The 27,000-nt window shown below is 58.4% G+C and carries 24 protein-coding genes and 1 pseudogene; 16 read left to right on the top strand and 9 right to left on the bottom strand.

Annotated elements, in window-relative coordinates; genetic code table 11:
• The first annotated feature begins 2 nt into the window (after positions 1–2).
• The 14 genes from tssJ (at position 3) to ACA072_RS28555 (ending at position 17,186) form a co-directional block, all read left to right on the top strand.
• The gene (gene tssJ / locus ACA072_RS28620) at positions 3–503 is read left to right on the top strand and encodes a type VI secretion system lipoprotein TssJ (protein WP_461956334.1); all 501 of its coding nucleotides are present in this window, start codon (positions 3–5) and stop codon (positions 501–503) included.
• Between the two features lie 2 nt (positions 504–505).
• Positions 506–1,837 carry a type VI secretion system baseplate subunit TssK gene (gene tssK / locus ACA072_RS28615; protein ID WP_462029267.1) on the top strand — a complete coding sequence of 444 codons (1,332 nt, stop codon included), beginning with the start codon at positions 506–508 and terminating at the stop codon, positions 1,835–1,837.
• A 5-nt stretch (positions 1,838–1,842) separates the two neighbouring features.
• A complete protein-coding gene (icmH, locus tag ACA072_RS28610; protein WP_461977899.1) occupies positions 1,843–2,718 on the top strand; it encodes a type IVB secretion system protein IcmH/DotU in 876 nt (291 codons plus the stop codon).
• Between the two features lie 13 nt (positions 2,719–2,731).
• Positions 2,732–6,271, top strand: a complete 3,540-nt coding sequence (gene tssM / locus ACA072_RS28605; RefSeq protein WP_497622114.1) for a type VI secretion system membrane subunit TssM — start codon at positions 2,732–2,734, stop codon at positions 6,269–6,271.
• Entirely contained in the window at positions 6,271–6,999 is a 729-nt protein-coding gene (locus ACA072_RS28600; protein WP_494375616.1) for a protein phosphatase 2C domain-containing protein, read from the top strand. Before tssM ends, ACA072_RS28600 begins: the two co-directional genes overlap by 1 nt.
• Entirely contained in the window at positions 6,996–7,997 is a 1,002-nt protein-coding gene (locus tag ACA072_RS28595; protein ID WP_497622112.1) for a serine/threonine-protein kinase, read from the top strand. The genes ACA072_RS28600 and ACA072_RS28595 overlap by 4 nt, the downstream gene beginning before the upstream one ends.
• 28 nt (positions 7,998–8,025) lie before the next feature.
• The gene (locus ACA072_RS28590; protein ID WP_497622110.1) at positions 8,026–10,386 is read left to right on the top strand and encodes a type VI secretion system Vgr family protein; all 2,361 of its coding nucleotides are present in this window, start codon (positions 8,026–8,028) and stop codon (positions 10,384–10,386) included.
• 14 nt (positions 10,387–10,400) lie between these two features.
• Positions 10,401–12,587, top strand: a complete 2,187-nt coding sequence (locus ACA072_RS28585; RefSeq protein WP_497622109.1) for a phospholipase D-like domain-containing protein — start codon at positions 10,401–10,403, stop codon at positions 12,585–12,587.
• Positions 12,568–13,440 carry a tetratricopeptide repeat protein gene (locus ACA072_RS28580; protein WP_497622107.1) on the top strand — a complete coding sequence of 291 codons (873 nt, stop codon included), beginning with the start codon at positions 12,568–12,570 and terminating at the stop codon, positions 13,438–13,440. The genes ACA072_RS28585 and ACA072_RS28580 overlap by 20 nt, the downstream gene beginning before the upstream one ends.
• A complete protein-coding gene (locus ACA072_RS28575) occupies positions 13,427–14,293 on the top strand; it encodes a tetratricopeptide repeat protein (RefSeq protein ID WP_497622105.1) in 867 nt (288 codons plus the stop codon). The genes ACA072_RS28580 and ACA072_RS28575 overlap by 14 nt, the downstream gene beginning before the upstream one ends.
• Entirely contained in the window at positions 14,280–15,146 is an 867-nt protein-coding gene (locus tag ACA072_RS28570) for a tetratricopeptide repeat protein (protein ID WP_497622103.1), read from the top strand. Before ACA072_RS28575 ends, ACA072_RS28570 begins: the two co-directional genes overlap by 14 nt.
• The gene (locus ACA072_RS28565; protein WP_497622101.1) at positions 15,133–15,999 is read left to right on the top strand and encodes a tetratricopeptide repeat protein; all 867 of its coding nucleotides are present in this window, start codon (positions 15,133–15,135) and stop codon (positions 15,997–15,999) included. Before ACA072_RS28570 ends, ACA072_RS28565 begins: the two co-directional genes overlap by 14 nt.
• Complete coding sequence (locus tag ACA072_RS28560) at positions 15,983–16,852, top strand: tetratricopeptide repeat protein (RefSeq protein ID WP_497622099.1); 870 nt, start codon at positions 15,983–15,985, stop codon at positions 16,850–16,852. Before ACA072_RS28565 ends, ACA072_RS28560 begins: the two co-directional genes overlap by 17 nt.
• A gap of 118 nt (positions 16,853–16,970) precedes the next feature.
• Complete coding sequence (locus ACA072_RS28555) at positions 16,971–17,186, top strand: hypothetical protein (protein WP_497622098.1); 216 nt, start codon at positions 16,971–16,973, stop codon at positions 17,184–17,186.
• 49 nt (positions 17,187–17,235) lie between these two features.
• Here the strand turns inward: ACA072_RS28555 and ACA072_RS28550 are convergent, their stop codons facing one another.
• Complete coding sequence (locus ACA072_RS28550) at positions 17,236–17,622, bottom strand: DUF6124 family protein (protein ID WP_497622096.1); 387 nt, start codon at positions 17,620–17,622, stop codon at positions 17,236–17,238.
• A gap of 487 nt (positions 17,623–18,109) precedes the next feature.
• Here ACA072_RS28550 and ACA072_RS28545 point away from each other — a divergent pair, with 487 nt between their 5' ends.
• Positions 18,110–18,499 (top strand): hypothetical protein, encoded by a 390-nt coding sequence (locus tag ACA072_RS28545; RefSeq protein ID WP_008030620.1) that lies wholly within the window; start codon positions 18,110–18,112, stop codon positions 18,497–18,499.
• A gap of 81 nt (positions 18,500–18,580) precedes the next feature.
• Here ACA072_RS28545 and ACA072_RS28540 read toward each other — a convergent pair whose 3' ends face one another.
• Together ACA072_RS28540 and ACA072_RS28535 are read right to left on the bottom strand one after the other, a co-directional pair.
• Positions 18,581–19,291: a Fic family protein gene (locus tag ACA072_RS28540; protein WP_497625052.1), complete on the bottom strand. Its 711-nt coding sequence runs from the start codon at positions 19,289–19,291 to the stop codon at positions 18,581–18,583.
• Positions 19,292–19,341: 50 nt separating this feature from the next.
• Entirely contained in the window at positions 19,342–19,599 is a 258-nt protein-coding gene (locus ACA072_RS28535; protein WP_123357408.1) for a hypothetical protein, read from the bottom strand.
• A gap of 101 nt (positions 19,600–19,700) precedes the next feature.
• Here ACA072_RS28535 and ACA072_RS28530 point away from each other — a divergent pair.
• Positions 19,701–19,910: pseudogene (locus ACA072_RS28530) on the top strand (helicase); the annotation flags it as partial.
• Between the two features lie 78 nt (positions 19,911–19,988).
• Here the strand turns inward: ACA072_RS28530 and ACA072_RS28525 are convergent.
• The 6 genes from ACA072_RS28525 to exbB all read right to left on the bottom strand — a co-directional run bounded on the left by ACA072_RS28525 (position 19,989) and on the right by exbB (position 26,920).
• Positions 19,989–21,389: an aminoacyl-tRNA deacylase and HDOD domain-containing protein gene (locus ACA072_RS28525; RefSeq protein ID WP_497622093.1), complete on the bottom strand. Its 1,401-nt coding sequence runs from the start codon at positions 21,387–21,389 to the stop codon at positions 19,989–19,991.
• Between the two features lie 78 nt (positions 21,390–21,467).
• Positions 21,468–23,543, bottom strand: coding sequence for an ATP-dependent DNA helicase RecG (gene recG, locus ACA072_RS28520; RefSeq protein ID WP_497622092.1), 2,076 nt, complete (start codon positions 23,541–23,543; stop codon positions 21,468–21,470).
• Positions 23,544–23,552: 9 nt separating this feature from the next.
• Positions 23,553–24,482, bottom strand: coding sequence for a hydrogen peroxide-inducible genes activator (locus tag ACA072_RS28515; RefSeq protein WP_497622090.1), 930 nt, complete (start codon positions 24,480–24,482; stop codon positions 23,553–23,555).
• Between the two features lie 279 nt (positions 24,483–24,761).
• Positions 24,762–25,511: an energy transducer TonB family protein gene (locus tag ACA072_RS28510; RefSeq protein WP_497622088.1), complete on the bottom strand. Its 750-nt coding sequence runs from the start codon at positions 25,509–25,511 to the stop codon at positions 24,762–24,764.
• Positions 25,508–25,936, bottom strand: a complete 429-nt coding sequence (exbD, locus tag ACA072_RS28505) for a TonB system transport protein ExbD (protein ID WP_149416169.1) — start codon at positions 25,934–25,936, stop codon at positions 25,508–25,510. The genes ACA072_RS28510 and exbD overlap by 4 nt, the downstream gene beginning before the upstream one ends.
• A 6-nt stretch (positions 25,937–25,942) precedes the next feature.
• The gene (gene exbB / locus ACA072_RS28500; protein ID WP_497622086.1) at positions 25,943–26,920 is read right to left on the bottom strand and encodes a tonB-system energizer ExbB; all 978 of its coding nucleotides are present in this window, start codon (positions 26,918–26,920) and stop codon (positions 25,943–25,945) included.
• Positions 26,921–27,000: the final 80 nt, after the last annotated feature.

The raw sequence follows: 27,000 nt of genomic DNA, 5'->3' as shown, positions 1-27,000 counted from the left end.
GCATGTCTCGCTGCTCGACCGCTTTTTTCAAGACGCTGACGGCGTTCGCGGCCCTGGTGCTGCTGGCCGGCTGCTCGTCGCTGTCGCCGTATTCCCACGTCACCAAGCTAAACCTGAAGCTCACCGCCAGTGATCAGCTGAACCCGGACCTCAACGGGCGTCCGTCGCCGATCGTCGTGCGTCTGTTTGAGCTCAAGCACCCGGTGACCTTCGAGAACGCTGACTTCTTCAGCCTGTACGAGCGCGCCAAGGAATCCCTGGCCCCGGACCTGGTGGCCAGCGAAGAACTCGAGCTGCGCCCGGGTGAAACCATCGAACTCAAGCTCAGCGTGGAGGAGGGCAGCCGCTACGTCGGCATCCTCGCCGCCTACCGCGACCTGCCGGAAACCAAATGGCGCTACACAGTGCAAGTCACCCCGGTGGAAGTCACCGACGCAGACCTGACCCTCGACCAGGCCGGTATTCGCAACAGCAACGAAACGCTCGCCAAGGCGGATGACTGATCATGAATTCCCATAAAGTCATTTGGCAGGAAGGCATGCTGCTGCGTCCGCAGCACTTCCAGCATAACGACCGCTATTACGACCACCAGATGAAGACCCGCACCCAGTTGCTGGGCAGTTACACCTGGGGCTTCCTGAACCTGGACATCGACCTGCAGTTCCTCAACATGGGCAAACTGGTGATCAGCCAGGCCTCGGGGATTCTGCCGGACGGCAGCCTGTTCGAACTCGGCGGCAACACCGAACCGCTGGCCCTCGACGTGCCGCCGAACACCGGCAATACGCCGATCTACCTGGCGCTGCCGCTGGTCACCGGCAACCACATCGAAGCCCGTCGCCCGGAGCAATCCGATGTGCTGGCGCGCTACACCGCGTACGAAGCGGAAGTCGCCGACTCCAACGCCGGCGACGATTCCGCCAGCCAGGTCAGCTGCGGTCGCCCGGACTTCAAACTGTTGCTCGGCGAGCAGCAGAGCGATCAGGCCTACGTGAAGCTGAAGATCTGCGACGTGCTCGACACCACGCCCGACGGCGTGATCAGCCTCGATCCGGATTTCGTGCCGACCTACATTCAGGCGCACGCCTCCAGCTACCTGCTGTCGTGCCTGAAAGAAGTGATCAGCATGCTCGGTCACCGGGGCGACACCATCGCCGAGCGCATCCGTTCCAACGGCAAGGTCGGTGGCGCGGAAGTCGGCGACTTCATGATGCTGCAACTGATCAACCGCACCGAACTGCTGCTGCGTCACTACCTCGGCCTGGAGCAGGTTCACCCGGAAGAGTTGTACCGCACGCTGCTGACCATGCTCGGCGATCTGGCGACGTTCTCCAGCGACAGCAAACGCCCGCGTCTGGACAGCCGTTACCAGCACAGCGACCAGGGCGCGAGCTTCCGCAAACTGATGGAAGCGATTCGTCAGGTGCTGTCGATGGTGCTCGAACAGCACGCCATCGAACTGGTCCTGCAAGCACGTCAGTACGGGATCATCGTTTCGCCGTTGCACGACCACAAACTGCTGGGCTCGGCGTCGTTCGTGCTTGCGGCCAGTGCCAACTGCGACTCCGAAGAATTGCGCCACCGCTTGCCGGCGCACCTCAAGGTCGGCCCGGTGGAACGTATCCGCCAACTGGTCAACCTGCACCTGCCGGGCATCAAGGTCAAACCGTTGCCGGTGGCCCCGCGGCAGATCGCGTTCCACTCCAACAAAACCTATTTCATTCTCGAACTCAGTTCCGAAGACCTGGCACAACTCGAGCGCTCCGGCGGCTTCGCGTTCCACGTGTCCGGCGAATTCGCCGAGCTTGAACTGAAATTCTGGGCCATCAGGAACTGACCGACATGATCAAGGACATGGAACATAACCAGGACGATAAAACCGTCCTGCTCGACCGCCAGGGCCACGGCCCGGCGCAGAGTCCGCTCACCGATTTCGCTGCACCGCCGCGTTTCGAACAGCTTGAAGAACGGATGATTTACGCCGCACGTTTGCGCCCGGCGGAATCCTTCAACATCAGCCTCAATTCGCTGGTGGCCGCTGCGTCCGATCTGTTGTCGGAAGTGGTGCGGCTCAAGCACAGCGACACCCGCGAAGACATGTATGCGCTCAACGAGCGACTGACCGCCGGGCTGAAACTGTTTGAAGTGCGGGCGCTGCACAACGGCGCCGAAAGCAGCCAGGTGATGGCCGCGCGTTACGTGCTCTGCACCGTGGTCGACGAAGCCGTCGTGACCACGCCGTGGGGCAACGAAAGCGAGTGGTCGCAGATGAGCCTGCTCAGCAGCTTCCACAACGAAACCTTCGGCGGCGAGAAGTTCTTCCAGCTGCTGGATCGCCTGTCGAAAAACCCGGTCAAGCACCTGCCGATGCTGGAGCTGATGTACCTGTGCCTGTCGCTGGGCTTCGAAGGCAAGTACCGCGTGCAAGCCCGCGGCATGCTCGAACTCGAAGGCATCCGCGACGCCTTGTATCGCCAGATTCGTCAGTTGCGCGGCGACGTGCCACGCGAGCTTTCGCCGCATTGGGAAGGCTTGAACGATCAGCGCCGCAGCCTGGTGCGCATCGTGCCGGCGTGGATGGTGGTGCTGTTCACCGTGGTCTGCCTGGTGGTGATGTATTCGGGTTTCGCCTGGGTCTTGGGCGAGCAACGCGAAACCGTTCTGCAACCTTTTCAGCAGCTAGATCCGGCCGCGGTCCAGCCGCAGTCGCAGCCGTAAACAGGGACGTGTGATGAAAAAGTTTTTCAAGAAAGTCGGCGCATTCTTGCGCAAGACCTGGGTCTGGACCTTGCTGGTGGTGCTGTTTGTCGCACTGCTGGTGTGGTTCGCCGGGCCGCTGCTGGCCGTTGATGACTATAAGTTCTGGGAAGGTTCGACCTCCCGCCTGCTGACCATCAGTGTGCTGTTCCTGATCTGGGGCCTGACCATGGTCTTCGTCAGCTGGCGCGCCGGTGTGCGTAAAAAAGCCGTCGAAGACACCGAAGACGGCCAGGACCGCATCCGCCGTGACGAGCTGATCGACGAAGAGCAGAAAGAGCTTCGCGTACGCTTCAAGGATGCGTTGAAAACCCTGAAGACCTCGAGCCTGTATCGCGGTCGCAGCGAACGCTGGCGCAGTGACTTGCCGTGGTATTTGCTGATCGGCCCGCAGGGCAGCGGCAAGACCAGCCTGCTGGACTTCTCGGGCCTTGAGTTTCCGATCAACAAGATCGACCGCAAGCTGACCCGCGACACCCTCGGCACCCGTCATTGCGACTGGTATTTCGCCGACCACGGTGTGCTGATCGACACCGCCGGGCGTTACCTGACCCAGCCGGATGCCGAAGTCGATGGCAGCGCCTGGAGCACCTTGCTCGACCTGCTGCGCAAGCGTCGCCGCAACCGTCCGTTGAACGGCGTGCTGGTGACCATCCCGGTTGAATTGCTGCTGGGCAACACCGAGCAAGACCTCGACACCCTGGCTCGCCAGGTGCGTGCGCGTCTGCAAGACGTGCATCAGAAACTGCATGTGGATGTGCCGGTGTATCTGGTGCTGAGCAAGGCGGACAAGCTGCTCGGTTTCGACGAGTTCTTCGACCAACTGACCCGCGAAGAAAGCGATCAGGTGCTCGGCACCAGCTTCCGCAAAGAACAGAGCGGCACCGACGTCGCCGTCCTGCGCGCCGAGTTTGAAGAGCTGCTGCGTCGCTTGAACAGCCAGGTGATCATGCGCATGCACCAGGAGCGCGACACCCAGCGCCGTGGTCGCATCCTCGACTTCCCGCATCAACTGGGGCAGATCGGCGAGCGCCTGTGCCTGTTCGTCGACATGGCGTTCACCGGCAACCGCTACCAGCGTGTCAGCCAATTGCGCGGTTTCTACCTGACCAGCGCACCGCACCTGACCCAGGAAATGGACCAGACCACCGCCGGCATCGGCGCCAGTCTGGGCATGAGTGCCGGCATGCTGCCGACCTTGCGCAGTGGCCGTTCGCGGTTCATTCACCATTTGCTCAGCCGGGTGATTTTCCCCGAGGCCGACCTGGCCGGTCTGGACAAGCGCGAACGCAGCCGCATCCATTGGGGCCAACGTGCCCTGTACGTCGGCGCACTGGCGGCACTGGCATTGTTCGGCATGCTCTGGGCGGGCGGTTTCTCCGCCAACTACGAGCGTCTGGAAAACCTGCGCAACCTGGCCACCAACTGGACCCAACAGCGCTCGGCTCTGACCGCGCGTGATGATTCCATGGCGGTGCTCAAGACTCTCGATACCAGCTACGCGGCGACTCAAGTCTTCCCGAAAAAAGGTGATGTGTCGTACCACGAACGTGGCGGCCTGTACCAAGGTGAAGAGGTCAATCCGGTGGTCAAGGCGGCGTACGAGCGTGAGCTCGAAGCGCAATTGCTGCCGAAGGTCGCGACCCTGCTGGAAGGGCAGATCCGCGCGAATATGAAGGACCGCGAACGCCTGCTCAACAGCCTGCGCGCATACCTGATGCTGAACATGAAGGATCGTCGCGATGCGGCGTGGCTCAAGGATTGGGTTGCCACTGACTGGTCCCAGCGTTACGCCGGCAACACCGCGGTGCAGAACGGTTTGAACACGCACTTCGAGCGTTTGCTCAAGCAACCGTTTATCTACCCGCTGAACGATCAACTGGTGGCGCAAGCGCGTCAGGTGCTGCGCAGCGAGTCGCTGGCCAACGTGGTTTACCGGATGCTGCGCGAGCAGGCCCGCAACCTGCCGGAATACCGTCTGAGCCAACACATGGGGCCGCAGGCTTCGCTGTTTGTCGGCACCGACTACGTGATCCCGGGCTTCTACACCCAACAGGGTTATCAGCAGTATTTCTCGGTCCAGGGCAGTGCGCTGGTCACCGACATCCTGCGTGATAACTGGGTGCTGGGCGAAGGCTCGGGCATCAGCGGTATGGACTTGCGTCGCTTGATGGTCGAGCTGGAGCAACTGTACTTCCGCGACTACGCCAACTTCTGGAGTGAAGCGGTCGGCCAGGTTGCGTTGCCACCGATCAACGATGCGGGCGAGGGCGCCGAGCAACTGGCGGGCCTGACTTCCGCCAATTCCCCAGTGCTGCAACTGCTGGTGGAAGTACGCGAGAACACCCGTTTCCCGGCAGAAGCCGAACCGGTTGATCAAGCCGCTGATGCCGCTGCAGCGCTGGGCGAGCAGAAAGGCAAGTTGGGCAAGCTGGGCAAACTGGCGTCTGCCGCAGCGGACCAGGCCTCGGAAATGGCAGCGATGAAAAACCTGCCGGACACCGCGAAGAAATCCCTGCAACGTCGCTTCGAACCGCTGCACCGTTTGCTGGATGACAACAACGGTCCGGCCGCTGATCTGACCCCGGCACTCGCGGCGCTCAATGACCTGCAACTGCAACTGGCGAGCCTGGCGCGTGCCAGTTCCCCGGATCAGGCCGCGTTCGAAATGGCCAAGACCCGCATGAGCGGCCAGCGTGATGCGCTGAGTGCCCTGCGCAATGCATCGAATCGTCTGCCGCGTCCGGTCAGCGTGTGGTTCAACGTGCTGGCCGAAGACACCTGGCGTCTGGTGCTGAACGATTCCTACCAGTACCTGAACCAGCGTTATCAGAGCGAGCTGTACAGCTTCTACGGCAAGGCGATCAACAAGCGTTACCCGTTCAGCGCCCACAGCACCAGCGACGTCGCGATCAGCGATTTCCGCGAGTTCTTCAAGGCGCAGGGCATCAACGATCGCTTCTTCGAGACCTACATGCGTCCGTTCGTCAGTGGCGACCCAGGCAACTACCGCCTGCGCACCATCGACGGTCACAGCATGCCGATCTCCAAGGTCTACCTCGACCAGATGGCCGCGGCCCAAGTGATCCGTCAGAGCTTCTTCTCGGTCAACCCGGCCGAGCCGCAAGTGCAGTTCAAACTGGAGCCGTACACCCTCGACCCGGCCGTCAGCCGGTCCGAGTTCAAGTTTGGCGACAAGACCATCGAATACCGCCACGGCCCGATCGTGCCGGTGTCGTTCAAATGGCCGACCGACGCTGAAGACGGTCGCACCAGCCTGGTCCTCGACAAAATGGCCGGCCGCCCGATCGGTATCGAAAAGAACACCGGCCCATGGTCGCTGTTCCGTCTGTTCGACCTGATGCAGACCGAGTACCTGAGCGGTCGCGACGTGCTGGTGCTGAAAGCTGACGTGGGTGGCCTGCGCGCCAATTACCTGCTCAGCAGCCAGCGCACGCCGAACCCGTTCGACATGGGCGTGCTGCGCACCTTCCGTATGCCGGTGCAGCTCTGATGCTGGTTGCCAGTCCCTGGCGCAGCGCTGCGCGTACCGACGCCGGCAAGGTTCGGGCGCGCAACGAAGATGCTTTTCTCGACTGTCCACAGCAGGGGCTGTGGGTGGTCGCGGACGGCATGGGCGGTCATCAGGGTGGCGACATCGCCAGCCAGTTGATCGTCGCCAGCCTGGCGGAACTGCCGGTGCAGGATGACTTCGACGAACGACTCAAAGGCATTCGCCAGTGCCTGCACTGGTTGAATCGCCGCTTGGGTCAGGAGTTGACCGTCACCGCCGGGCGTCACGACAGCATCATGGGCAGCACCGTGGTGGCGCTGCTGGTGGAAGGCAATCGCGCGGCCTGCATCTGGGCCGGCGACAGCCGTTGCTACCTGTGGCGCGGCCAGCGGTTGTATCAGCTGTCCAAGGACCATTCGCTGCAACAGCAACTGATCGACGAGCAAAACATGAGCGTCGAAGACGCCCGTGCGCATCCATCGGCCCATGCCCTGACCCGTGCGGTCGGCGCTGCTGATGTGTTGACACTGGACGTGCTCGAACTCGAGGTTTACCCCGGCGATACGTTTCTGTTGTGCAGCGACGGTTTGTACCAAGGGCTCAGCAGCGATGCCTTGGGCAACGCCCTGAGCCTGACCGCGCCGCACGTTGCGCTTGAGCGTCTGTTCGACGGCGCCCTGCGTGGCTCGGCCCGGGACAACCTGACTGCCGTGGTGATCCGACAATGACCCAACTCATGCCGCCGCTCGACGACCTGCTGGTGACCGACGAGGAAGCCAATAACCTGACTTACTTTGCGTTCGCCAAAGCTCACAAGGCAGAACCCGCGCTGGCGCCGACCAAGGCCAGTGTCGGCGAAATGCCAGACGTGCTCGCAGGCCGTTACCGCATCGAGCGCCTGCTCGGTGCCGGCGGTATGGGCGCGGTTTACCGCGCACGGGACTTGCTGAGCGAACAGTTCGGCGATCCCGACCCTTACATCGCGCTGAAAATCCTCAGCGAAGAATTTGCCGAATCGCCGGACGCCAGCGCTTTGCTCTACAGCGAGTTCGCCCTCACCCGACGATTGCGCCACGACAACGTGCTGCGACCGCACACCTTTGAAGTGGACACCGATTGCCAGCGTGCCTTCATCACCATGGAACTCATGCGTGGGCTGACCCTGGACAAATTGCTCTGCGAGCGGCCCCTGGGCCTGCCGTGGAAAGAACTGCGCGACATCGCGCTGCCGCTGCTCGACGCGCTGGCCTACGCCCACGCTCGCGGCGTGCTGCACGGTGACATGAAGCCGAGCAACGTGATGCTCAGCGAAGAAGGCGTGCGCCTGTTCGACTTCGGCCTCGGCCAGGCCGAGGAGGGCATCTTGCCCGGCCTGCCACACCTGAGCCGCGACCGCTTCAACGCCTGGACCCCAGGCTACGCCGCGCCGGAACTGCTCGAAGGCCAACCGCTGTCGGCCAGTGCCGATGTGTACGGCGTGGCCTGCGTGCTCTACGAACTGGCGGGCGGCAAACACCCGTTCCGCCGCTTGTCGTCGATCGAGGCCCGCGACGCGCACCTCGACCGCGAGCTCCACGCGCCACGGAATCTACCGAAGCACTGCTGGCCAGCCCTGCGAACGGCGCTGGCTTTCGATGCGGCCAAGCGCACCACCACCGCCGCCCAACTGCGTGACGCCTTGGGCGCCACTTCGTCTTTGCTGCAACGCCTGCGACTGCGGGCGTAACGGATGACTACCGAACAGGGAGCAAGCAATGTTCAACCCGTCTAACGAAACGCATTTCAGCCTGACCGTGGAAGACTACGTGGGCGACCTGCAAGTGCTGTCGTTCACCGGCACCGAAGGCATCAGCCAGCCGTATCGCTTCGACCTCGAACTGGTCAGCGAAAACCCCGATCTGGACCTGGAAAAACTCCTGCACAAACAGGCGTTCCTGGCGTTCGATCCGCAGGGCTCCGGCATTCACGGCCAGATCTACCGCGTCGCTCAAGGCGATGCCGGCAAACGCCTGACCCGCTACAAAGTCTCCCTGGCGCCGCAACTGCAATACCTGCATCACCGCACCAACCAGCGCATCTACCAGCAGATGTCCGCGCCGAAAATCATCGCGCTGATCCTCGATGAGCACGGCATCAAAGGCAACGCGTACAGCTTCCAGCTCAGCCAACCCTGCCCGGACCGCGACTACTGCGTGCAATACGACGAAACCGACCTGCACTTCGTCCAGCGCCTGTGCGAAGAGGAAGGTATTCACTACCACTTCCAGCACAGCGAGAAAGGTCACCTGCTGGTGTTCGGCGACGACCAGACCGTGTTCCCGAAACTCGGCCAGCCAACGGCGTACGTGCAAGGCAGCGGCATGGTTGCCGACGAGCCGGTGATCAAAGGCTTCAAACTGCGCCTCGAAACCCGCACCGGCCGCGTCACCCGCCGCGACTACGACTTCGAAAAACCGCGCCTGCAACTCGAAGCCGCCTACAAGCCTGACGGCGAAAGCACCGAACCGGATCTGGAAGACTACGACTACCCCGGCCGCTTCCTCGACCGCGCGCGCGGCAAATTCCTCAGCCAACGCGCCCTCGAACGCCACCGCGCCGACTACCAGCAAGCCGAAGGCAAAAGCGATCAGACCACCCTGGTCAGCGGCCACTTCCTGGAAATCTCCGACCACCCGCGCACCGAGTGGAACGACCTCTGGCTGCTCACCGAAATCGTCCACGAAGGCAAACAACCGCAAGTCCTCGAAGAGTCCGTGACCAGCGACACCACCGACAACAAAGACGACTTCCACCAGGGCTACCGCAACCGCTTCCTCGCCACCCCGTGGGCCGTGTTCTACCGCCCCGCGCTGCAACACCCCAAACCCCGCGTCCTCGGCAGCCAGACCGCCATGGTCACCGGGCCCAAAGGCGAAGAAATTCACTGCGATCAGTACGGCCGCATCAAAGTGCAATTCCACTGGGACCGCGAAGGCCAGGCCGACGACAAAACCAGCTGCTGGATGCGCGTGTCTTCGAGTTGGGCCGGGGATCGGTATGGCGCGATTGTCATTCCGCGTATCGGGATGGAAGTGCTGGTCACGTTCCTTGAAGGGGATCCCGATCAGCCGTTGGTGACGGGGTGCCTGTACCACAAGGAAAACCAGGTTCCCTACGAGTTGCCGGCGAACAAGACTCGCACCGTGTTCAAAACCCTCAGCTCACCGGGGGGCGGCGGGTTTAATGAACTGCGAATTGAGGATAAGAAAGGAGCCGAGCAGATCTTTATTCATGCCCAGCGGGATTGGGATGAAAACATTGAGCATGATCAGAAGATTCGCGTCGGTAATGAACGCCACGATACGGTGGTCAAGAACACCTACACCGAACTCAAGGCTGAAGAGCATCGCACCACGATTGCCGACCGCAAGGTTGAAACGCGGCTGGATGATCACCTGACGATTGGGCAGAACCAGCATGTGAAGCTCGGAACTGCGCAGCTGACCAGCGTTGGGAAAGAGATTCATCTGAAGGCTGGGGCGAAGATTGTTATTGAGGCTGGCAGCGAACTCACCATTTTGGGGGGCGGGAGCTTTATCAAGCTGGATGCTGGTGGGGTGACGGTTGTTGGGCCGGTGGTGAAGATCAATGCCGGTGGTTCGGCGGGCAGCGGCACGGGGATTGGCATCAAGCCACCGGTATTGCCGGGAGCAGCGGATAAAGACAAGGCCGGGAGTTTGATGGATCAGGCGTTGGCCAATCCATTGCAGGAAACACCACCCGGACAACTGCGTCTGCGCATTGCGCCGTTGCCGAACATGCCCGGTTATGCCGATGAGCCCTATCAGCTCTACGCGGATGGCGCGCCGATCAGCAAAGGCTTCAGTGATGAGCAGGGCAACGTGGTGTTCCAGCACATACCCGGTACCCGCAACTATGTCGTGGAAACCGTCAACGGCCATCGTTTCAGCATGGACATGAGTGAAGAGTCTACCGACCAGACGCGCCACCGCACTGAACGGCTGGGGCGCGAAGGCTACCGTGATTTTCCTGAGGGAGCGGCATCGCTGGAAGCTGCGAACATCAGCGACGTGTTTCGCCATCTGTGGGCGGATCAAAGCGAGCCGAAGGCGTAAAAGGAGTTACTTGAATGACCTACCTCGATCAAAAATTATCGCTTTCGGTTGCAGAAAGCAGCGCGACCCTGAGTGCCGACTGGTTCGCGCACAAAAACAATCCGCTGAGCCCGCCACGCCCGGCGGGCAACATCGTCACCCCGCTGGTGTGTGGCGAAGAAGCGTTCGGCAAAGTGTATGAGTGCATACAGAAGGCCAAGCGCAGCATCGACCTAATCAGCTGGGGGTTTGACCCGGGCCTGCGCCTCAATCGCGGCTCGGCCGACAGCCTCAGCCTGGGCGAATTGCTCAAGAAAAAGGCTGATCAGGGCGTGGAAGTGCGCGTGCTGATCTGGAACAACCGACTGGCCCAGCTCGGGGAAAACTCGGTCATCGGTGAAGGCTGGAACGGCTCTGGCGGAACGTCGATGGGCTCGGGCATGACCCAGGGCCAGCCTGCGGACACCAGCGGACGAGAAGCCAAGCGCCAGAAACTCCTGCAAAAGCAGCAGGAAGAGCAGGCAAAGCTGGCCAAGCTTTCACCCAGCGACGAAAGTGGCAGGCGTGCTTCGCGTGACAGGTTGATCAAGATCCAGATCGACCTGGATGCGCTGGACAGTGGCTACACCAAGGGCAGTGATTCGGGCGGAACAGTGCAAGACCCGAACGAGCAGATCAAAACGCGTGACTGGCACCGCTGGGTGCACAGCAGTGAGGCACGCAATATCGAATTTCGCACGCGGGACTTCAACTGGGCGGGCGAACTGACCTACGACGACGAAAACGGCTTGCGGGTCCATTACGGGCGTCTTGCCATTCTGTGGCGGTTGATGAAAAGCGAGTCCCCGGATGTGCCTTTTATTCAGATGCTCGCACTCGGCCTGTTCCCCAGCCATCACCAGAAAACCCTGGTGATCGACTACATGGACCCGCAAACGGCCGAAGGCTTCGTCATGGGGCACAACCTGCAACGCAACTATTGGGACACCACGGAGCATGCCTTCGACGACCAGAACGGCAAGCGCGACCAAGGCTTCGGCCCCTGGCAGGACCTCTCCCTGCATGTGCGTGGCCCGGTGCTGTTCGACCTCAACCACAACTTTTGCAATGCCTGGGACAAGGGCACCAACTGGATAAAACGTGCCTTCAGCGGCTCCTTGATCGACCAGCGAAAAGTGGTCAAGCCATTGAGCCTCATCTGCAATGGTGGCGAGCCTGCACAAATCTGCCGAACCCAGCCAGAAGAAGGGCCGGAAACCACCATTCTCGAAGTGTATGAAAAGGCACTGGGCAACGTGCACCAGTACGCCTACATCGAGAACCAGTATTTCCGCTACAAACCCCTGGCCGAACGCCTGAAAAAGACTGCGGCGGACTACACTGCCGCGGGCAAGCTTCAAGATCTGTACCTGTTTGTGGTGACCAACAACCCGGAAAGCGGTCACTTCTCAAGCACCACTCACGAGACGCTGGATACCCTCGGGCAGGGAGAGCTGATGCCCTTGGCTCACCGCGATCTCAAATACGACCAGCGCCAACTCGCCCTCCGCGAACGTGAGTTGACGGCCCGTCCCAGCTCACCTCAGCGCGATCGGGACCTGGCAGACGTTAAAGCGCAAATGGCCAAGGAGAACATCGACTCCAGCCGCGCCGACGACCTGATCGAAACGGATCCCAACAAGCACTACAAGCAGGCAGCGGCGCGTGAGCGGGAACCCGAACTGATCCCGCCGAAGGGGCTCAAAATCATCGTTGCCACGTTGGTCAGCTGCAAGGACGGTGGCGCTCCGGTGGCCGCGAAAAACAGTGCAGAGCGGCAAACGGATAAGGCCATCGAAGAACACCTCGGGCCTGAACAGGGCACGGCGCAGTACAAGTCGATTTATGTGCACAGCAAATTGCTGTTGGTTGATGACCTGTTTTTCACGTTGGGTTCGGCGAATATCAACTTACGCAGCTTGCAGACTGACTCTGAATTGAACATCGCCATGCCTAGTCCGAAAACGACGCGGACTTGGAGAGAACGGTTGTGGGCTATGCATTCGGGGAAGGCAATTCAGACCAACAAAGGCAACTTTATCGAAAATATCTCAGACGATTACGATAATTGGGAGCAGGTGGTTACCGATAATTGGAGAAATCAAAAAAGTAACTTACCACTCAAAGGGAATTTGGTCAGATTTTGGGATGTGGTGACACCTTATGCAAAAGCAGTTGATTAAATCGATTCTAGTTTTATTTTTTTGGTTTTTTGGAGTTGCAGCCATGGCTGAAGAATTCAAGTGTACCCACGAGCTAGATATCGCTCCATCTCTCGATCCTCAAGCGGATCAATTGTTCAAACAAGCTAGATCTATTAGCAAAGAGCGTCTTCCAAATTGGTCTGAAGTTGCTAGGCTCTATCAGCAGGCGGTTGAAAAAAATCATTGGAAAGCCATGCATAACTTGGCTGAGCTATATCTGCGTGGGGATGGGGTGAATAAAGATACTAATAAAGCTGTAGATCTATACATGGATATGGTGAAGTTGCAAGTGCCGCTAGGTTACTATGATATGAGTGTGATGACTCAACGTGGTATCGGTGTAGTTCAATCCGATAAAGATGCCATGATGTTCTTGCTAAAAGCCGGAGATATGGGTAGTCCGCTGGCGCAAAGTAGGCTGGGTAGCATCTACATATACGAATTAAAGAAAATTAAGCTTGGTGAGTCTTATCTGCGTTGCGCTGCACATCAGGATGATGCGGAGGCAAACTATGAACTTGCTGCATACTACAAAATAGTTGATAGAAACTACCCTGTTGCCATGCATTACTATCAGCGTGCCGCTTCTCTCGGTATGAAAAAAGGAGCGTTGCTGATTGAGAATACTTTTACGGATGGCGAATTTGGCTATGCGAAAAACGAAAAAGTAGCGAAAGCTTATAGCAATATCTCTAGTCAGCTATACAAAAATCCAGATCTGCGGTTTCCTGATTTAGCGAAAGATTATCCACTGCCGCCACACCCTGTTCAGGGCTATCACGGCGATAAAGACATCAACTGGAAACCTACTGGGCGTGATGACGATTATTAAAGCATTCCTGGCTGCGGCCTTTTTAAGTGCCAGTGGACTTGTTGTGGCTGACGAATTCAAGTGTGTCCATGAACAAGATACTGCTCCTCCTTTGAATCGACAGGCGGAGCGGTGGTTTCAACAAGGGCGCTCTATCAGTAAAGAGCGCCCTACAAATTGGACGGAAGTCGCTAGGCTCTATCAGCAAGCGGTAGCAAAAAATCATTGGAAGGGTATGCACAATCTTGCCGAGCTTTATTTGCGTGGCGACGGGGTTGTCAAGGATACAAATAAAGCTATCGACCTATATATGGAGATGGTGAAGTTACAGGTGCCCTTGGGGTATTACGATATGAGTGTGATGACTCAGCGAGGAGTGGGGCTGGGCCAATCGGATAAAAATGCGATGATGTTCTTGTTAAAGGCAGGAGATCTAGGCAGCCCTCTGGCCCAACTTAGACTGGGAAACATATATATATATGATCTGAAGAAATACAAGCTAGGTGAGTCTTATTTACGCTGCGCTGCGCATCAGGGCGACGCAAAAGCAAATTATGAACTGGGTGGCTATTATGAGGTGGTGGATAGGAACTATCCCGTGGCAATGCATTACTATCAACGCGCTGCTTCCTTGGGGGAACGTAAAGGAGCAATGGAAATCAAGGATACATTTCGCGAAGGTAAGTTTTCTTATAAAAAAGATGAGAGGCTAGCCAAGGCGTACTACGAAGTGTCGAGCCAATTATCAAAAAATCCAGAACTTCGTCTTCCTAATCTAGCCAAAGATATTCCTCTTCCTCCAAATCCGGTTCAGGGTTATCACGGCGATAAAGATATCAATTGGAAACCTACTGGACGTGATGACGATTATTAAAGCATGGCTGGCGGCTGGCTTATTATCTGCCAATGGACTTGTGCTGGCTCACGAATTCAAGTGTGTCCATGAACAAGATACTGCTCCGCCTTTGAATCGACAGGCGGAGCAGTGGTTTCATCAGGGACGTTCTATTAGTAAAGAGCGCCCTGCAAACTGGACGGAAGTCGCTCGGTTCTATCAACAAGCGGTAGAAAAAAATCATTGGAAGGCTATGCACAACCTCGCCGAGCTTTATTTGCGTGGCGACGGGGTAGTCAAGGATACAAATAAAGCTATAGACCTATACATGGAGATGGTGAAGTTGAATGTGCCCTTGGGTTATTACGACATGAGTTTGATGACCCAGCGAGGTGTAGGCGTTGTGCAGTCCAATAAAGATGCCATGCTATTTCTGCTAAAGGCAGGCGACATGGGAAGCCCATTGGCTCAGACTGTGTTGGGGAATACATATATTTATAAGCTGAAAAAAGTTAGTTTGGGCGCAGCATATTTGCGCTGTGCAGCTCATCAAGATGATGCGAAGGCTAACTATGAGCTGGCTGAGTATTACGAAGTCACTGATAGAAACTATCCAGTCGCCATGCATTTCTACCAGCGTGCGGCTGCATTAGGATATGCGAAAGGGTTCTTGGCAATTGAAAATACTTTTAATTTTGGAAAGTTCGGATATAAGAAAGATGAAAGGCTAGCTAGCAATTACAGTGCGGTGTCTAGCAAGCTTTATAGTAACCCCGAACTGTTGTTTCCAAATCTCGCCAAAGATTATCCACTTCCGCCACACCCTGTTCAGGGCTATCACGGTGATAAAGATATCAACTGGAAACCGGCTGGGCGTAATGACGATTATTAAAGCATTGCTAGCTGCGGCCTTATTAATTGCCAGTGGATTTGTTGTCGCCGACGAATTCAAGTGTGTCCATGAACAGGATACTGCTCCGTCTTTGAATCAACAGGCGGAGCAGTGGTTTCAACAGGGACGCTTTATCAGCAAAGAGCGCCCTGTAAACTGGGCGGAAGTCGCTCGTTTATATCAGCAAGCAGTAGTGAAAGACCACTGGAAAGCCATGCACAATCTGGCAGAGTTATATTTGCGCGGTGATGGTGTACTGAAAGATACCAATAAAGCTATTGATCTTTACATGCGGATGGTTGATTTGAAGGTCCCTCTAGGTTTTTACGATATGAGCGTAATGACGCAGCGTGGCGCAGGCGTTGTGCAGTCCGATAAGGATGCGATGTTGTTTCTTGTTAAGGCTGCCGATTTGGGTAGTCCGCAGGCTCAAACCAGGATTGGCTATATATATATCTATGATAAGAGAAAAGAAGCTGCTGGACTTGGTTATTTAAAGTGTGCTGAAAAGCAAGATTATGCGGATGCAGCTTACAAGCTGGGGTCGTATTATGAAGTTGTGGATGAAAATTATCCTGTTTCCATGCACTACTACCAGCGTGCTGCTGCACTAGGAGAGCCAAAAGGGGTAACAGAAATCAGAAATGTTTTTGAACAAGGTCTGAACGGTTATCCGAAGAATGCCAAATTAGCGAAAGTCTATGATGATATATCGAGTCGCTTTTACCGTGATTCTGACCTACGTTTACCTAATTTAGCAAAAGACTACCCGCTCCCACCGCATCCTGTTCAGGGCTATCACGGCGATAAAGATATAAAATGGAAACCTACTGGGCGTGAAGACGATTATTAAAGCATTGCTGGCTGCGGGCTTGTTAAGTGCCAGTGGACTTGTTGTGGCCGCCGAATTCAAGTGTGTCCATGAACAAGATACTGCTCCGTCATTGAATCAACAGGCGGAGCAGTGGTTTCAACAGGGACGCTCTATGAGTAAAGAGCGCCCTGCAAACTGGGCGGAAGTCGCTCGGCTCTATCAACAGGCGGTAGAAAAAAATCATTGGAAAGCTATGCACAATCTCGCCGAGCTTTATTTGCGCGGTAACGGGGTTGTCAAGGATACAAATAAAGCTATAGACCTATATATGGAGATGGTGAAGTTACAGGTGCCCTTGGGTTATTACGATATGAGTGTGATGACCCAACGAGGCGTTGGCGTTGTGCAGTCTGATAAGGACGCCATGCTCTTCCTAATCAAGGCGGCTGATCTAGGAAGCCCACAGGCGCAAACTAGAATCGGATACATATATGTATATGATAAGAACAAAGATGCCGTCGGCCTGGATTATATAAAGTGCGCTGCTAAGCAAGGTTATGCCGATGCTAATTACAAATTGGGCACGTACTATCAGGGGATAGATAAAAATTATCCAGTAGCCATGCACTATTATCAGCGCGCTGCTGCCTTCGGGGAGGATAAAGGAGCTATGGAAGTTATGGATGTTTTTCAAGAGGGGCTAAACGGTTATCCGAAGAATGCCAAATTGGCGAAAGTCTATGATGATATATCGAGTCGCATCTACCGCGATCCTGACCTGCGTTTGCCTAACTTGGCAAAAGACTACCCACTCCCCCCGCATCCTGTTCAGGGCTATCACGCCGATAAAGACATCAACTGGAAACCCACGGGACGTGATGACGACTACTAATCCTGCGACGAAATGAGAGACTCTGCGTCAGAAAAAAGCATCCCGCTCAAACTCGCGGTGCACAGGTTTTCGACTCAAGCATGTCCATGAAGGACTCGACGAATGAAGGAGCACTGTAATGCGTAAAACCTTAGGGATTTTGGCGGGTGTGTTGTTGGCCCTTTCGATATTCAGTACGGTGCTGGGGCTGGGGGGGATTGCTGCCGGAGCGACCGGCAGCGGAAGCGTATCCAGCGGCCTTGATGTTGCCTTCACCGTGGCGTGGGTGTTCTTTGTCTTGAGTCTGTTAAGCGGAGTAGTCGCTGTTTTCTGCCCGAAAGACAGTCGTCCGTAGAGCGGGGAAGGGATGGGTTTTTTAGGCTGAACTCATCCCCCCCAGTTTGCTATTTCGCGTTGGTCCGATGCTCCGTCGGATTCGGCGAATCAATATGATCCAGCGCTCGCTCCACCAATAACCGAACCCCATCCGCCAATCTGCTTAGCGCCAAGGCTAAGGAGCGCCGTGCTCCGTCCACATCGTCGGCCAGGTTGGCGGCGATGGCGCTGATGGACAGCAGGTCTTCCGAGGCGTTGGCCAGGAGGGCTTCGGTGTCGATGTCGGGGGAGACGGCGAAGAGGTTGCCTTTGCGAGGCTTGGGTTTATCGCCGGGTGGTGGGGCGAAATGGTGGTCGAGGGCGCGTTCGGCGGCTTCGTGGAGTTTCTTCGAATCGAGGGATTCGTAGGGGGATGTGGCTTCGTTTTGTGGTGGATTAGGTGTTGGCTTGATCATAGATGTATCTCCTGGAATTAAGAGACCGACACCGTTTCGCTTTGCACTTCGAAAGTGGTGGCAGCTGTGCGTTGGTGTGCAAGACCGATCCAGGAACCGGCAGACCCGAAGATCTCCGACGCACAGCTGCCATAACGATCCGCGAGCATAGGAAAACGCTCGACGAATAGCCATAAGCAATTGCGCACCTGGATTCGGACTTGCACGTCCGTGTCACCGATTTTGCGGTGACGAACAAAGCCTATCGATGAAGCCAAACCCTGCCTAGTTCACGAACAGCACCACGTGTTGAAGGAAATATCCGATGGAGTCGAGCGTAGAAAAATCAAAACCTTCACGCTTTTAAACACCCTCGTTTCGTCAATGACTTGGTAGTCATCAGCGTCAAAAACTACGGCATCTTCTTCTATCGCTGCACAACAGTGGCGTTCTCGCTTGAAGCCGCTACACTGCGCCGGCCGTTCACTTTTCTCTTGAGGCTGTGCGCATGAAATTTCGTTTTCTTCTGTGGATGCTGGGTTTGTTGATGGGTAAGGCCAGTCGGACTAATCCTGCGTTTCAGCAGCAGTTGGGTGACAAGGAATTGGTGTTCCAGCTACAGACCCTGGACGGGAAAGTGGCGCGGCATTTCTTTGTGAAGGATCAGCGCATTACCAGCAAGTCGGGCGTGTATGCCGAGCCGGCGTTTGCGATTGCGTTCAAGGATGCGGCGTATGGCTTTGCCACGATGCAGGCGAAGAACAAGCAGTTGGCGTTTATGACGGGGATTCAGGACAAGTCGATTCAGATCAAGGGGAATCCGGCGTTGGTGATCTGGTTTCAGGGGTTGACCAAGTATTTGAAGCCTCGGAAGGCGAAGGCTAAAGCCAAGGTATGAAGTCTTTCAGGTAGACCGGGTTGGATTCATCGCGAGCAGGCTCGCTCCCACAGGGTTTAGGCGATCCCCTGTGGAGCGTCTTCAGCCATCCGACTCAGAAGGCTCGCGGGCGTCGAGTGGCTGGGCCCGGTAGGTCTTGTAGATCTGCTGGACTTGCGGGTTGTCCAGGTTCTCGTAGGTGATGTCTTCCTTGTCCAGGCCATCCAGGCCCCTGATACCACCGATGGTCTCTGGCCACTCGTCGCGACTGGATATATCGACTACGAACGGGTTGAGGTAGTTATCGAGATGCCTCTCGCGAGGCTCTCGGATTTCGTCGCTGAGTGCCCGCAGGTAGTCGTCTTTGCTTGTTTTTGACCAGTCGATGGCGAACCCGGCTCGATAACAGAGTTCCATGAAGACTAATAGAATCGTGCGCCCATTGCCGTCCAGGAAGGGGTGGGCGAAAGCCAGCTGGCCCATCACCCCGCCGGGATGGTCTCTGAAGCGTTTCTTGTCAGCTGCTAGCTTGAGCGCATAGTCGACAGACATTTTGATGGAGTCCGGGCGCTCGAAGACGGTACTGCGGGGATCGTCGAGCGAGCCCTTGAAGACTGCCAGATGAGGAACAAGCTCGTTCCGGTCTTTTCCTGCCCAGTGATAGAAGCCGGAGAACAGGATTTCGTGAACATTGAGTACTGTCTTGTAATCGATTGGCTTTTTCTTGGCCAAATAGGCAAGCGCATCTTCGATACTCAATTCGAACGAAAGATGTTCTGACTCTTTTACTTCAGTGGGATCTTTCAGTTGCAGCGAGTTTTGAAGTTATCCAGCCGTTTCGAAGTCGCCGAACGGATCAAAACTCATGCGCTACGTTTCTGTGCGCGCCTTTCCTGAAGATAGCGCCCTTGGAGCGCCAGGATTTCAGACTTGCTCAGAACGCCCTTTCTCTTGAGATTGACGAGCAATTGCTCGATGCCATCCAACTCGACGACATCGCCAGCCAAACGGGTAATGCTCACGGCCATACGGCTCATGCCGTCACGTCCAGCGGTGACCTTGTTTTCTTTCGCAAGCTTACGGACTTGGCTTGCAACACTGACAGCAGCAGTTTGGGTCATCGGAAAGCCCTCTATTTGCAGTCAAATCATAGCAGGGCGCCTGCTTATTGTCCTCGCTGGCTCATAGCCAACGATCAGGTGAAAAGCGTGCCTTCCATACCGCCGAGCCGGCGTCTGCGATTGCGATTGCGTTCAAGGATGCGGCGTATGGCTTTGCCACGATGCAGGCGAAGAACAAGCAGTTGGCGTTTATGACGGGAATTCAGGACAAGTCGATTCAGATCAAGGGGAATCCGGCGCTGGTGATCTGGTTTCAGGGGCTGTCCAAGTATTTGAAGCCTGGGAAGGCTAAGGCTAAAGCCAAGGTTTGAGGTGGTCAGGTAGACCGAGTTGGATTCTTCGCGAGCAAGCCCGCTCCCACATTTGATCGAGTGTGGGAGCGGGTTTTTTTATGCTTGGCTGAATTGCGAAGCCAGTTCGCGCAGCAGCACTTCAGCCTCAAGCACTTTGCTGACGACGTCGTTGGCCTTGTCGCGGGTCAGGCCTACGCGTTCCAGCAATGCGTCGGGGATGTCTTCGTCGGGGCCGGAGCCGATGCCGCGGCTGCGCAGCAGGCGTACGGCCAGGCAGACGAGGTTCGGGTATTCAGCGTAGGCGCCGTCGTAGGTTGGGTCGTGCTGGAAGCGCAGAGCGGTGGCGAGTTCGTCGGGCATGTCCCAGTAGCGCATCAGCCACGAGCCGATCTGTTCGCGGCTGATGCCGAGCAGGTGTTGCTCGACGTAGCTGTGGCACAGGTGCGGGTTGACTTCGAGGTGGCGGCAGATCAGCGAGAAGTGCGGCGGGAAGACGTGGGCCAGCAGCAGGTAGCCGAAGTTGTGCAGCAGGCCGGCGAGGTAGGTCAGGCCGGCTTCCGGGCGCTGGGCGCGGGGCATGGCGCGGGTCAGGCCTTCGATGACGGCGGCGGTGTAGATCGATTGCTGCCAGTACGGCGTGGTGTGTTGCGGGTGGTCTTTGGGCAGGCTCAGGGTTTTGCCCAGGGCCAGGCCCAGCGCGAGGTTGATCACCAGGTCGAAACCCAGCACGCGCACGATTGCGTCTTCCACTGAACGAATTTTGCCCGGCGACGCGTAGTACGGCGACGCAGCCCAGCTGACGACTTGGGCGGCCAGCGCCGGGTCGGTTTCGACCACGCCGGTAATGTCGTCGATGGTGGCGTTGGGGTCGACGCGCAGTTTTATGATCTTCTGTGCGGTCTCGGCCAGCGGCGGAATTTCGATGGTCGCTTCCAGGCGTTGCTGGATGCGTCGCGCGGTGAACGCCTGGACGGCCTGGGTGATTTCCTCGCGGTCATCGTCGGGGCGGTCGAGGTTCGGACGGATGCTGGTCAGGTTCTCGCCGAAGTTGGCGGCGCTGGCCTTGGTCAGCATGGTCTTGAAATCTTCGCTGGTGATTTCCAGCAGCAGGCCCGGCTCGCCCGAGTTGATCAGCAACTTCGGTACGCGCAGCAGGCTTTCTTCGTACAGGCACGGCGAACTAGTCAGCGCCGGCAGGCCGGGCAGCAGGCTCAGGTTGTGCTTGCCGAGCATTTTCACCAGCCGTTCGGTGGGCACGGCGGTGAGGCGGCGGCCGGTCAGTTCGGCGAGTCGATTGAGGTCCAGCAACTGGCTTTGCGGGAACAGCACCATCAGGGCGCCGACCGCGTCGTCCACCAGCACCGCCTGCACTTTGCGCGAGGCGTTGAGGCCGTGGTGGTCGAGCACTTCTTCGTAGGCAATGCCCAATTTGCCCAGCAGCAGCCGAATAACAGACGGAGCGTGCAGGGTGTCGGGGGCGAGGGCAGCTTCTGTCATGGTCTGTATCCGTATTCAAACAATTGCAGGAGTATAACCAGCTTGTTTAAAAGCATCGTCGACAAACTGCGACGGTGCTCACACTTGGCCGTATTGCTGCCCATGGCGCAGCCAGCGGTCCAGCAATGGGCTGACGTGGTCCGGCCAGCGCTCCAGCAAGGCCTGGGCGGCATCGCGCACGGCGGGCAGCAAGTCGGCGTCGCGCATCAGGTCGGCGACCTTGAATTGCAGCAGGCCGGTCTGGCGCGTGCCGAGCATTTCGCCGGGGCCGCGCAGTTCGAGGTCTTTTTCGGCGATGACAAAACCGTCGTTGGTTTCGCGCATGATGCCCAGGCGCTGACGGCCGATCTGCGACAGCGGCGGATGGTAGAGCAGCACGCAATGGCTGGCGGCGCTGCCTCGACCGACGCGGCCGCGCAATTGGTGCAGCTGCGCGAGGCCGAGGCGTTCGGGGTTTTCGATGATCATCAGGCTGGCATTCGGAACGTCGACGCCGACTTCGATCACGGTGGTGGCGACCAGCAGTTGCAGGTTGCCCGCTTTGAATTCGGCCATCACGGCGGCTTTCTCAGCGGGCTTCATGCGACCGTGGATCAAGCCGACCTTCAACTCGCCGAGGGCTGCGGTGAGGTCTTCGTAAGTGGTTTCGGCGGCCTGACAGGTCAGCTCTTCCGACTCTTCAATCAGCGTGCACACCCAATAGGCCTGACGCCCTTCGGCACAGGCGCCGCGTACGCGCTCGATGACTTCCACGCGCCGTGTATCGGTGACCAATACCGTGTTGACCGGGGTTCGGCCGGGCGGCAGTTCGTCGAGGATCGAGGTGTCGAGGTCGGCGTAGGCGCTCATGGCCAGCGTTCGTGGAATCGGCGTGGCGGTCATGATCAGCTGATGCGGACACATCCGCCCGCCGACGCCTTTCTGGCGCAAGGCCAGGCGCTGCTGCACGCCGAAGCGGTGCTGTTCGTCGATGATCGCCAGCGCGAGGTTCTTGAATTGCACTTCGTCCTGGAACAGCGCGTGAGTGCCGACCACCATTGGTGCGCCGCTGGCGATCTGCTCCAGCGCGGCCACGCGATTCTTGCCCTTGAGCTTGCCGGCCAGCCACGCGACTTCAATGCCCAGCGGTTCGAGCCAGCGCTTGAAGGTGATGAAGTGTTGTTCGGCGAGGATTTCGGTGGGCGCCATCAGCGCGACCTGGTAACCGGCCTCCAGCGCCTGAAGCGCGGCGAGGGCAGCAACCACGGTTTTACCCGCGCCGACGTCGCCCTGAATCAGGCGTAGCATTGGCTCGTGCTGACTGAGGTCGTAGGCGATTTCGTTGCCGACCCGTTGCTGTGCGCCGGTTGGCGTAAAGCCAAGATTGGCCAGGTATTGCGCCGGCAGCCTGGTGGCTTTCGGCATCGCCGGTGCGCGCAAGGAACGCATGCTTTCGCGCAGGCGTTGCTGGGACAGCTGATGGGTCAGCAGTTCCTCAAAAGCCAAACGGTGCTGCGCCCAATGATGACCGAGGGCGAGTTCGTCGACGTCGGCATCGGCGGGCGGGTGATGCAGGTAGCGGATCGCATCGGCCAGCGGCGCGAGTTGATAGTCGCGAGCGAGTTCGGTCGGCAGCCAGTCGGGCAGGCTGGTCGGGCCGAGCATCGTCAGGGTTTGCATGCACAACTGGCGCAAGCGCTGCTGGGTCAGGCCTTCGGTGAGCGGGTAGACCGGGGTCAGGGTTTCATCCACCGGCGGCGGCTCGTCACCGGTAATGGCGCGATATTCCGGGTGGTAGATTTCCAGTCCCGAGGCACCGGGCCGCGCTTCGCCGTAGCAGCGAATTCGCGTGCCGCGTTTGAGGCCTTCTTTCTGGGCGTTGCTGAAATGGTAGAAGCGCAGGCTGAGCCCGCCGGTGCCGTCCTGCAGACGCACGACGAGACTGCGCCGACGACCCATGACCACGTCGGCGCCGCTGACGGTGCCTTCGATCACGGCGTCTTGCCCCGGTCGCAAATGGCCGATCGGGACCACGCGAGTGCGGTCCTGATAACGCAGCGGCAGGTGGAACAGCACGTCCTGGAGATTCTCCAGGCCGACCTTGGCCAGTTTCTCGGCCATGGCCTCGCCGACACCCTTGAGTGCCGTCACCGACACTTGCGACAACTCGGTCATGACAGCGACTTAAGCCGCAGCCACCGGCGCGGGCGGCTTGGCCACCGAGCACAGGCGAATGGAGTCAGCGAGGATTTCAATCGCTTTCGGCCGCGGGAAGCTCGCCCGCCACGCAATGGCTACGGTGCGGAACGGCACCGGCGGCGACAGTGGGCGCACTTCGATCACGCCGGGGGCGTAGTGATGGCTGTCGACTGCCGACAGCGGCAGGATCGAAATGCCGAGGCCGGACGCGACCATGTGGCGGATGGTTTCCAGGGAGCTGGATTCCACCGTGGTGTGCTTGGCGCCGTCGTTGCCTTTGGCCAGGGTCGGGCAGGCTTCCAGCACTTGATCGCGGAAGCAGTGGCCTTCGCCGAGCAGCAGCAGGCTCTTGTCGTTGAGCAGGGCGGCGTCGATGGATTCCTTTTGCGTCCACGGGTGCTGGGCTGGCATCAGGACGTAGAACGGCTCGTCGTAGAGCTGCAGGGTCAGGACGTCCGCTTCGTTGAACGGCAGGGCGATGATGATCGCGTCGAGCTCGCCGTTGCGCAGTTTGTCGCGCAGCACGTGGGTGAAGTTTTCTTCGATGTACAACGGCATCTGCGGGGCGACCCGGTGCAGTTGCGGGATCAGGTGCGGGAACAGGTACGGGCCGACGGTGTAGATCGCGCCGACTTTCAGCGGGGCGGTCAGCTGGTTTTTGCCAGCCTGGGCCAGTTCGCGAATGCCTTGGGCCTGTTCCAGGACTTTCTGTGCCTGGGCCACGATGCCTTCACCGACCGGAGTCAGGCGCACGGCACTCTTGCTGCGCTCGAAAATCAGCACACCGAGTTCGTCTTCAAGCTTTTTCACGCCCACCGACAGGGTCGGCTGGCTGACATGGCAACGCTCGGCCGCGTGGCCGAAATGCTGCTCTTGGGCGAGGGTAACGATGTAGCGTAATTCTGTGAGAGTCATAGCAAGCGTCCATGAAGTTGCGAGCCAAGCATACCGGCTGCAATCGATAGACGCACGTTATCAGAGTGCATGTGGTGAGTGACACTGGGTAATGCCGGTTTGCCGCTGGCGGATATGCAAAAGGCACCTTTCGGTGCCTCTGTGGCTGGAATCTTCCGGCTGGTAGATAACCTTGTGGGAGCGGGCTTGCTCGCGAACAGGGTGTGTCAGTCAAAGTTGATGGCGACTGTCACACCGCTTTCGCGAGCAAGCCCGCTCCCGCATGGGATCAGCGGTGTCTTAACGGCGGCGTTTTTCCAGGGAGTAGAGGAACGGCGCCGTGATTTCGATGGTGCCATTGGTCAGCATGTCGGCCGGTGGCTTGGGCAGCGGTTGGGCGCGGCGGATCATGTCCAGGGTGGCCCGGTCCAGATCGGCAGTGCCGGAGCGGCCCACCAGTTCGAACGACAGCACATTACCTTCGGCATCAACGACGAAGCGCAGACGGTTGGTGCCTTCCTTGCCCCGATTCTGTGCGCTCGCCGGGTACTTTTTGTACTTGCCCAAATGCGCGAGCAGGGTGCCTTCCCAACTGGCTTTGGCCGCCTGTTGCGCGGGCGATGGGCCCGGTGCCGGTTGCGCGGATTTCTCCGTCGGTGCCTGGGTCGGTTGCGCGTCGCTAGGTTTCTCCTCGGACGGCTTCTCCTTCGGCGGCTCCGGCTTTTTCTCCACAGGCTTGGGCGGTTGCGGCTTCGGCTTGGGTTTGACCGGTTTCGGCACAACGATCTCGGCCTTCGGCACTTCGGCCAGTTTCGGGATCGGCAGTTCTTCCACCGGGGCCGGTGGCTGTGGCGGCGTTATGACCTTCGGCGGTGCCGGCGGTGGCGGTGCCGGAACCGGTGCCAACTCGACCATCATCGCCTGCGGAGGCAGCTCGATGGGTGGGCGCGCGGTCCAGTTCATCGCCAGCGCAATGGCCAGCGCATGGACGCCCAGCACCACGGCCAGGCTCCCGCTGTAACGCGTCAGCTTATGGCGCGTCGTGATCATTTCTTGACTGCCGTCTCGAGCCCGACCAGACCGACCTTCAGGTAACCGGCGGAGCGCAGGTTGTCCATCACGCTCATCAGGTCGCCGTAATCCACGCCTTTATCGGCCTGGAAGAAGATCGTCGTGTCTTTCTTGCCTTTGGTTTTGGCGTCGAGGGTGGCGCCGAGTGCTTCGGCCTTCACTTCTTCTTCGCCGAGGTACAGGCGCTGGTCAGCCTTGACGCTGAGGAACACCGGCTTCTCCGGCCGTGGCGCCGGTTTGGCGCTGGAGGCGGGCAGGTCGACCTTGATGTCCACGGTGGCCAACGGAGCGGCCACCATGAAGATGATCAACAGCACCAGCATCACGTCGATGAACGGCGTGACGTTGATTTCGTGGTTCTCGGCCAGATCGTCGTCTGCGCCTTCTTTCAAATGCAAGCCCATGGCTGATTACCCTGCTTTGACCATGTGGGGTTGCGCGGAACGCTCGGTGGTCGGCAGGTGATCGAGGTCACGGCTGACCAGCAGCAGGACTTCAGCCGAGGCATCGGACACTTGTGCCTTGTAGCCAGCGATGGAGCGAGCGAAGACGTTGTAGATCACAACGGCCGGAATCGCTGCAACCAGACCCAGTGCGGTGGCCAGCAGGGCTTCAGCGATGCCCGGTGCTACGACGGCGAGGTTGGTGGTCTGGGTTTTGGCGATGCCGATGAAGCTGTTCATGATGCCCCACACGGTACCGAACAGGCCCACGAACGGCGCGGTGGAGCCGATGGTGGCGAGGACGCCGGTGCCGCTGCTCATGTTGCGGCCGCAAGCTGCAACCAGGCGCTCGAGACGGAAGGCAACACGTTCCTTGATGCCTTCTTTCTCGCGGCTGTTGACCGACAAGCGCATCTCTTCCAGGGCGTCATGCACCAGCAGATTGGCGAGAGTGCCTTGCTTGGTCGCGGTCACGCTGGCTTCTTTAAGGGTGGTGGCTTTTTTCAGGTGGACGATTTCAGTGCGCAGACGACGCTTGGCGCCCATCAGCTCGAAGCCCTTGGCGATCCAGATGGTCCAGGTGATGATCGAAGCGATGGCCAGACCGATCATCACGATTTTCACGATAATGTCGGCGTTCTGGTACATACCCCAAGGCGAAAGGTCGTGGGCCATGCCCAGGGTATTGTCGGCTTCGAGGACTTCAGGAACGTCTTCGGCATCTACTGCCTGGGCCGGGTCGGTGGCGGCTGGCGCTACGGCAGGAGCGGCATGATCAGCCGGGGCTGGAGCAGCGGCGGCGGCCGGAGTAGCCGGAGTGGCTGGCGCTTGTGCATCAGCGAAAGCGGCGGTCGGTGCCAGCATCAGGCTGAGCAGCAGGGCGGCCACTGCGCTCCAGGCGCGAGGTCGTTTGGTTGGCGAAGCGGGGAATTGATTGCGTGTCATGCTGGCCGGACCTGAAATAGAAAAACGGTAAATGCTCTTCCAGGCCTCGTAAGGCCGAGAACAAAAGTGGCGTGCATTAT

The sequence above is a fragment of the Pseudomonas sp. LBUM1656 genome (assembly GCF_059716065.1).
The sequence above is the reverse complement of the archived record's forward strand: the minus strand, read 5'-3'. Positions and strand labels throughout refer to the sequence as shown.

Excerpts from the sequence above, each read along its gene's own strand:
- ACA072_RS28535 (WP_123357408.1), bottom strand. The coding sequence starts at position 19,599 with ATGACCCAAACTGCTGCTGTCAGTGTTGCAAGCCAAGTCCGTAAGCTT.
- ACA072_RS28525 (WP_497622093.1), bottom strand. The coding sequence starts at position 21,389 with ATGACAGAAGCTGCCCTCGCCCCCGACACCCTGCACGCTCCGTCTGTT.
- ACA072_RS28545 (WP_008030620.1), top strand. The coding sequence starts at position 18,110 with ATGAAATTTCGTTTTCTTCTGTGGATGCTGGGTTTGTTGATGGGTAAG.
- ACA072_RS28600 (WP_494375616.1), top strand. The coding sequence starts at position 6,271 with ATGCTGGTTGCCAGTCCCTGGCGCAGCGCTGCGCGTACCGACGCCGGC.
- exbB (WP_497622086.1), bottom strand. The coding sequence starts at position 26,920 with ATGACACGCAATCAATTCCCCGCTTCGCCAACCAAACGACCTCGCGCC.
- tssJ (WP_461956334.1), top strand. The coding sequence starts at position 3 with ATGTCTCGCTGCTCGACCGCTTTTTTCAAGACGCTGACGGCGTTCGCG.
- recG (WP_497622092.1), bottom strand. The coding sequence starts at position 23,543 with ATGACCGAGTTGTCGCAAGTGTCGGTGACGGCACTCAAGGGTGTCGGC.
- ACA072_RS28565 (WP_497622101.1), top strand. The coding sequence starts at position 15,133 with ATGACGATTATTAAAGCATTGCTAGCTGCGGCCTTATTAATTGCCAGT.
- tssM (WP_497622114.1), top strand. The coding sequence starts at position 2,732 with ATGAAAAAGTTTTTCAAGAAAGTCGGCGCATTCTTGCGCAAGACCTGG.
- ACA072_RS28575 (WP_497622105.1), top strand. The coding sequence starts at position 13,427 with ATGACGATTATTAAAGCATTCCTGGCTGCGGCCTTTTTAAGTGCCAGT.
- ACA072_RS28595 (WP_497622112.1), top strand. The coding sequence starts at position 6,996 with ATGACCCAACTCATGCCGCCGCTCGACGACCTGCTGGTGACCGACGAG.
- ACA072_RS28570 (WP_497622103.1), top strand. The coding sequence starts at position 14,280 with ATGACGATTATTAAAGCATGGCTGGCGGCTGGCTTATTATCTGCCAAT.
- ACA072_RS28590 (WP_497622110.1), top strand. The coding sequence starts at position 8,026 with ATGTTCAACCCGTCTAACGAAACGCATTTCAGCCTGACCGTGGAAGAC.
- ACA072_RS28510 (WP_497622088.1), bottom strand. The coding sequence starts at position 25,511 with ATGATCACGACGCGCCATAAGCTGACGCGTTACAGCGGGAGCCTGGCC.
- exbD (WP_149416169.1), bottom strand. The coding sequence starts at position 25,936 with ATGGGCTTGCATTTGAAAGAAGGCGCAGACGACGATCTGGCCGAGAAC.
- ACA072_RS28580 (WP_497622107.1), top strand. The coding sequence starts at position 12,568 with ATGCAAAAGCAGTTGATTAAATCGATTCTAGTTTTATTTTTTTGGTTT.
- ACA072_RS28555 (WP_497622098.1), top strand. The coding sequence starts at position 16,971 with ATGCGTAAAACCTTAGGGATTTTGGCGGGTGTGTTGTTGGCCCTTTCG.
- ACA072_RS28515 (WP_497622090.1), bottom strand. The coding sequence starts at position 24,482 with ATGACTCTCACAGAATTACGCTACATCGTTACCCTCGCCCAAGAGCAG.
- icmH (WP_461977899.1), top strand. The coding sequence starts at position 1,843 with ATGATCAAGGACATGGAACATAACCAGGACGATAAAACCGTCCTGCTC.
- ACA072_RS28585 (WP_497622109.1), top strand. The coding sequence starts at position 10,401 with ATGACCTACCTCGATCAAAAATTATCGCTTTCGGTTGCAGAAAGCAGC.
- ACA072_RS28550 (WP_497622096.1), bottom strand. The coding sequence starts at position 17,622 with ATGATCAAGCCAACACCTAATCCACCACAAAACGAAGCCACATCCCCC.
- tssK (WP_462029267.1), top strand. The coding sequence starts at position 506 with ATGAATTCCCATAAAGTCATTTGGCAGGAAGGCATGCTGCTGCGTCCG.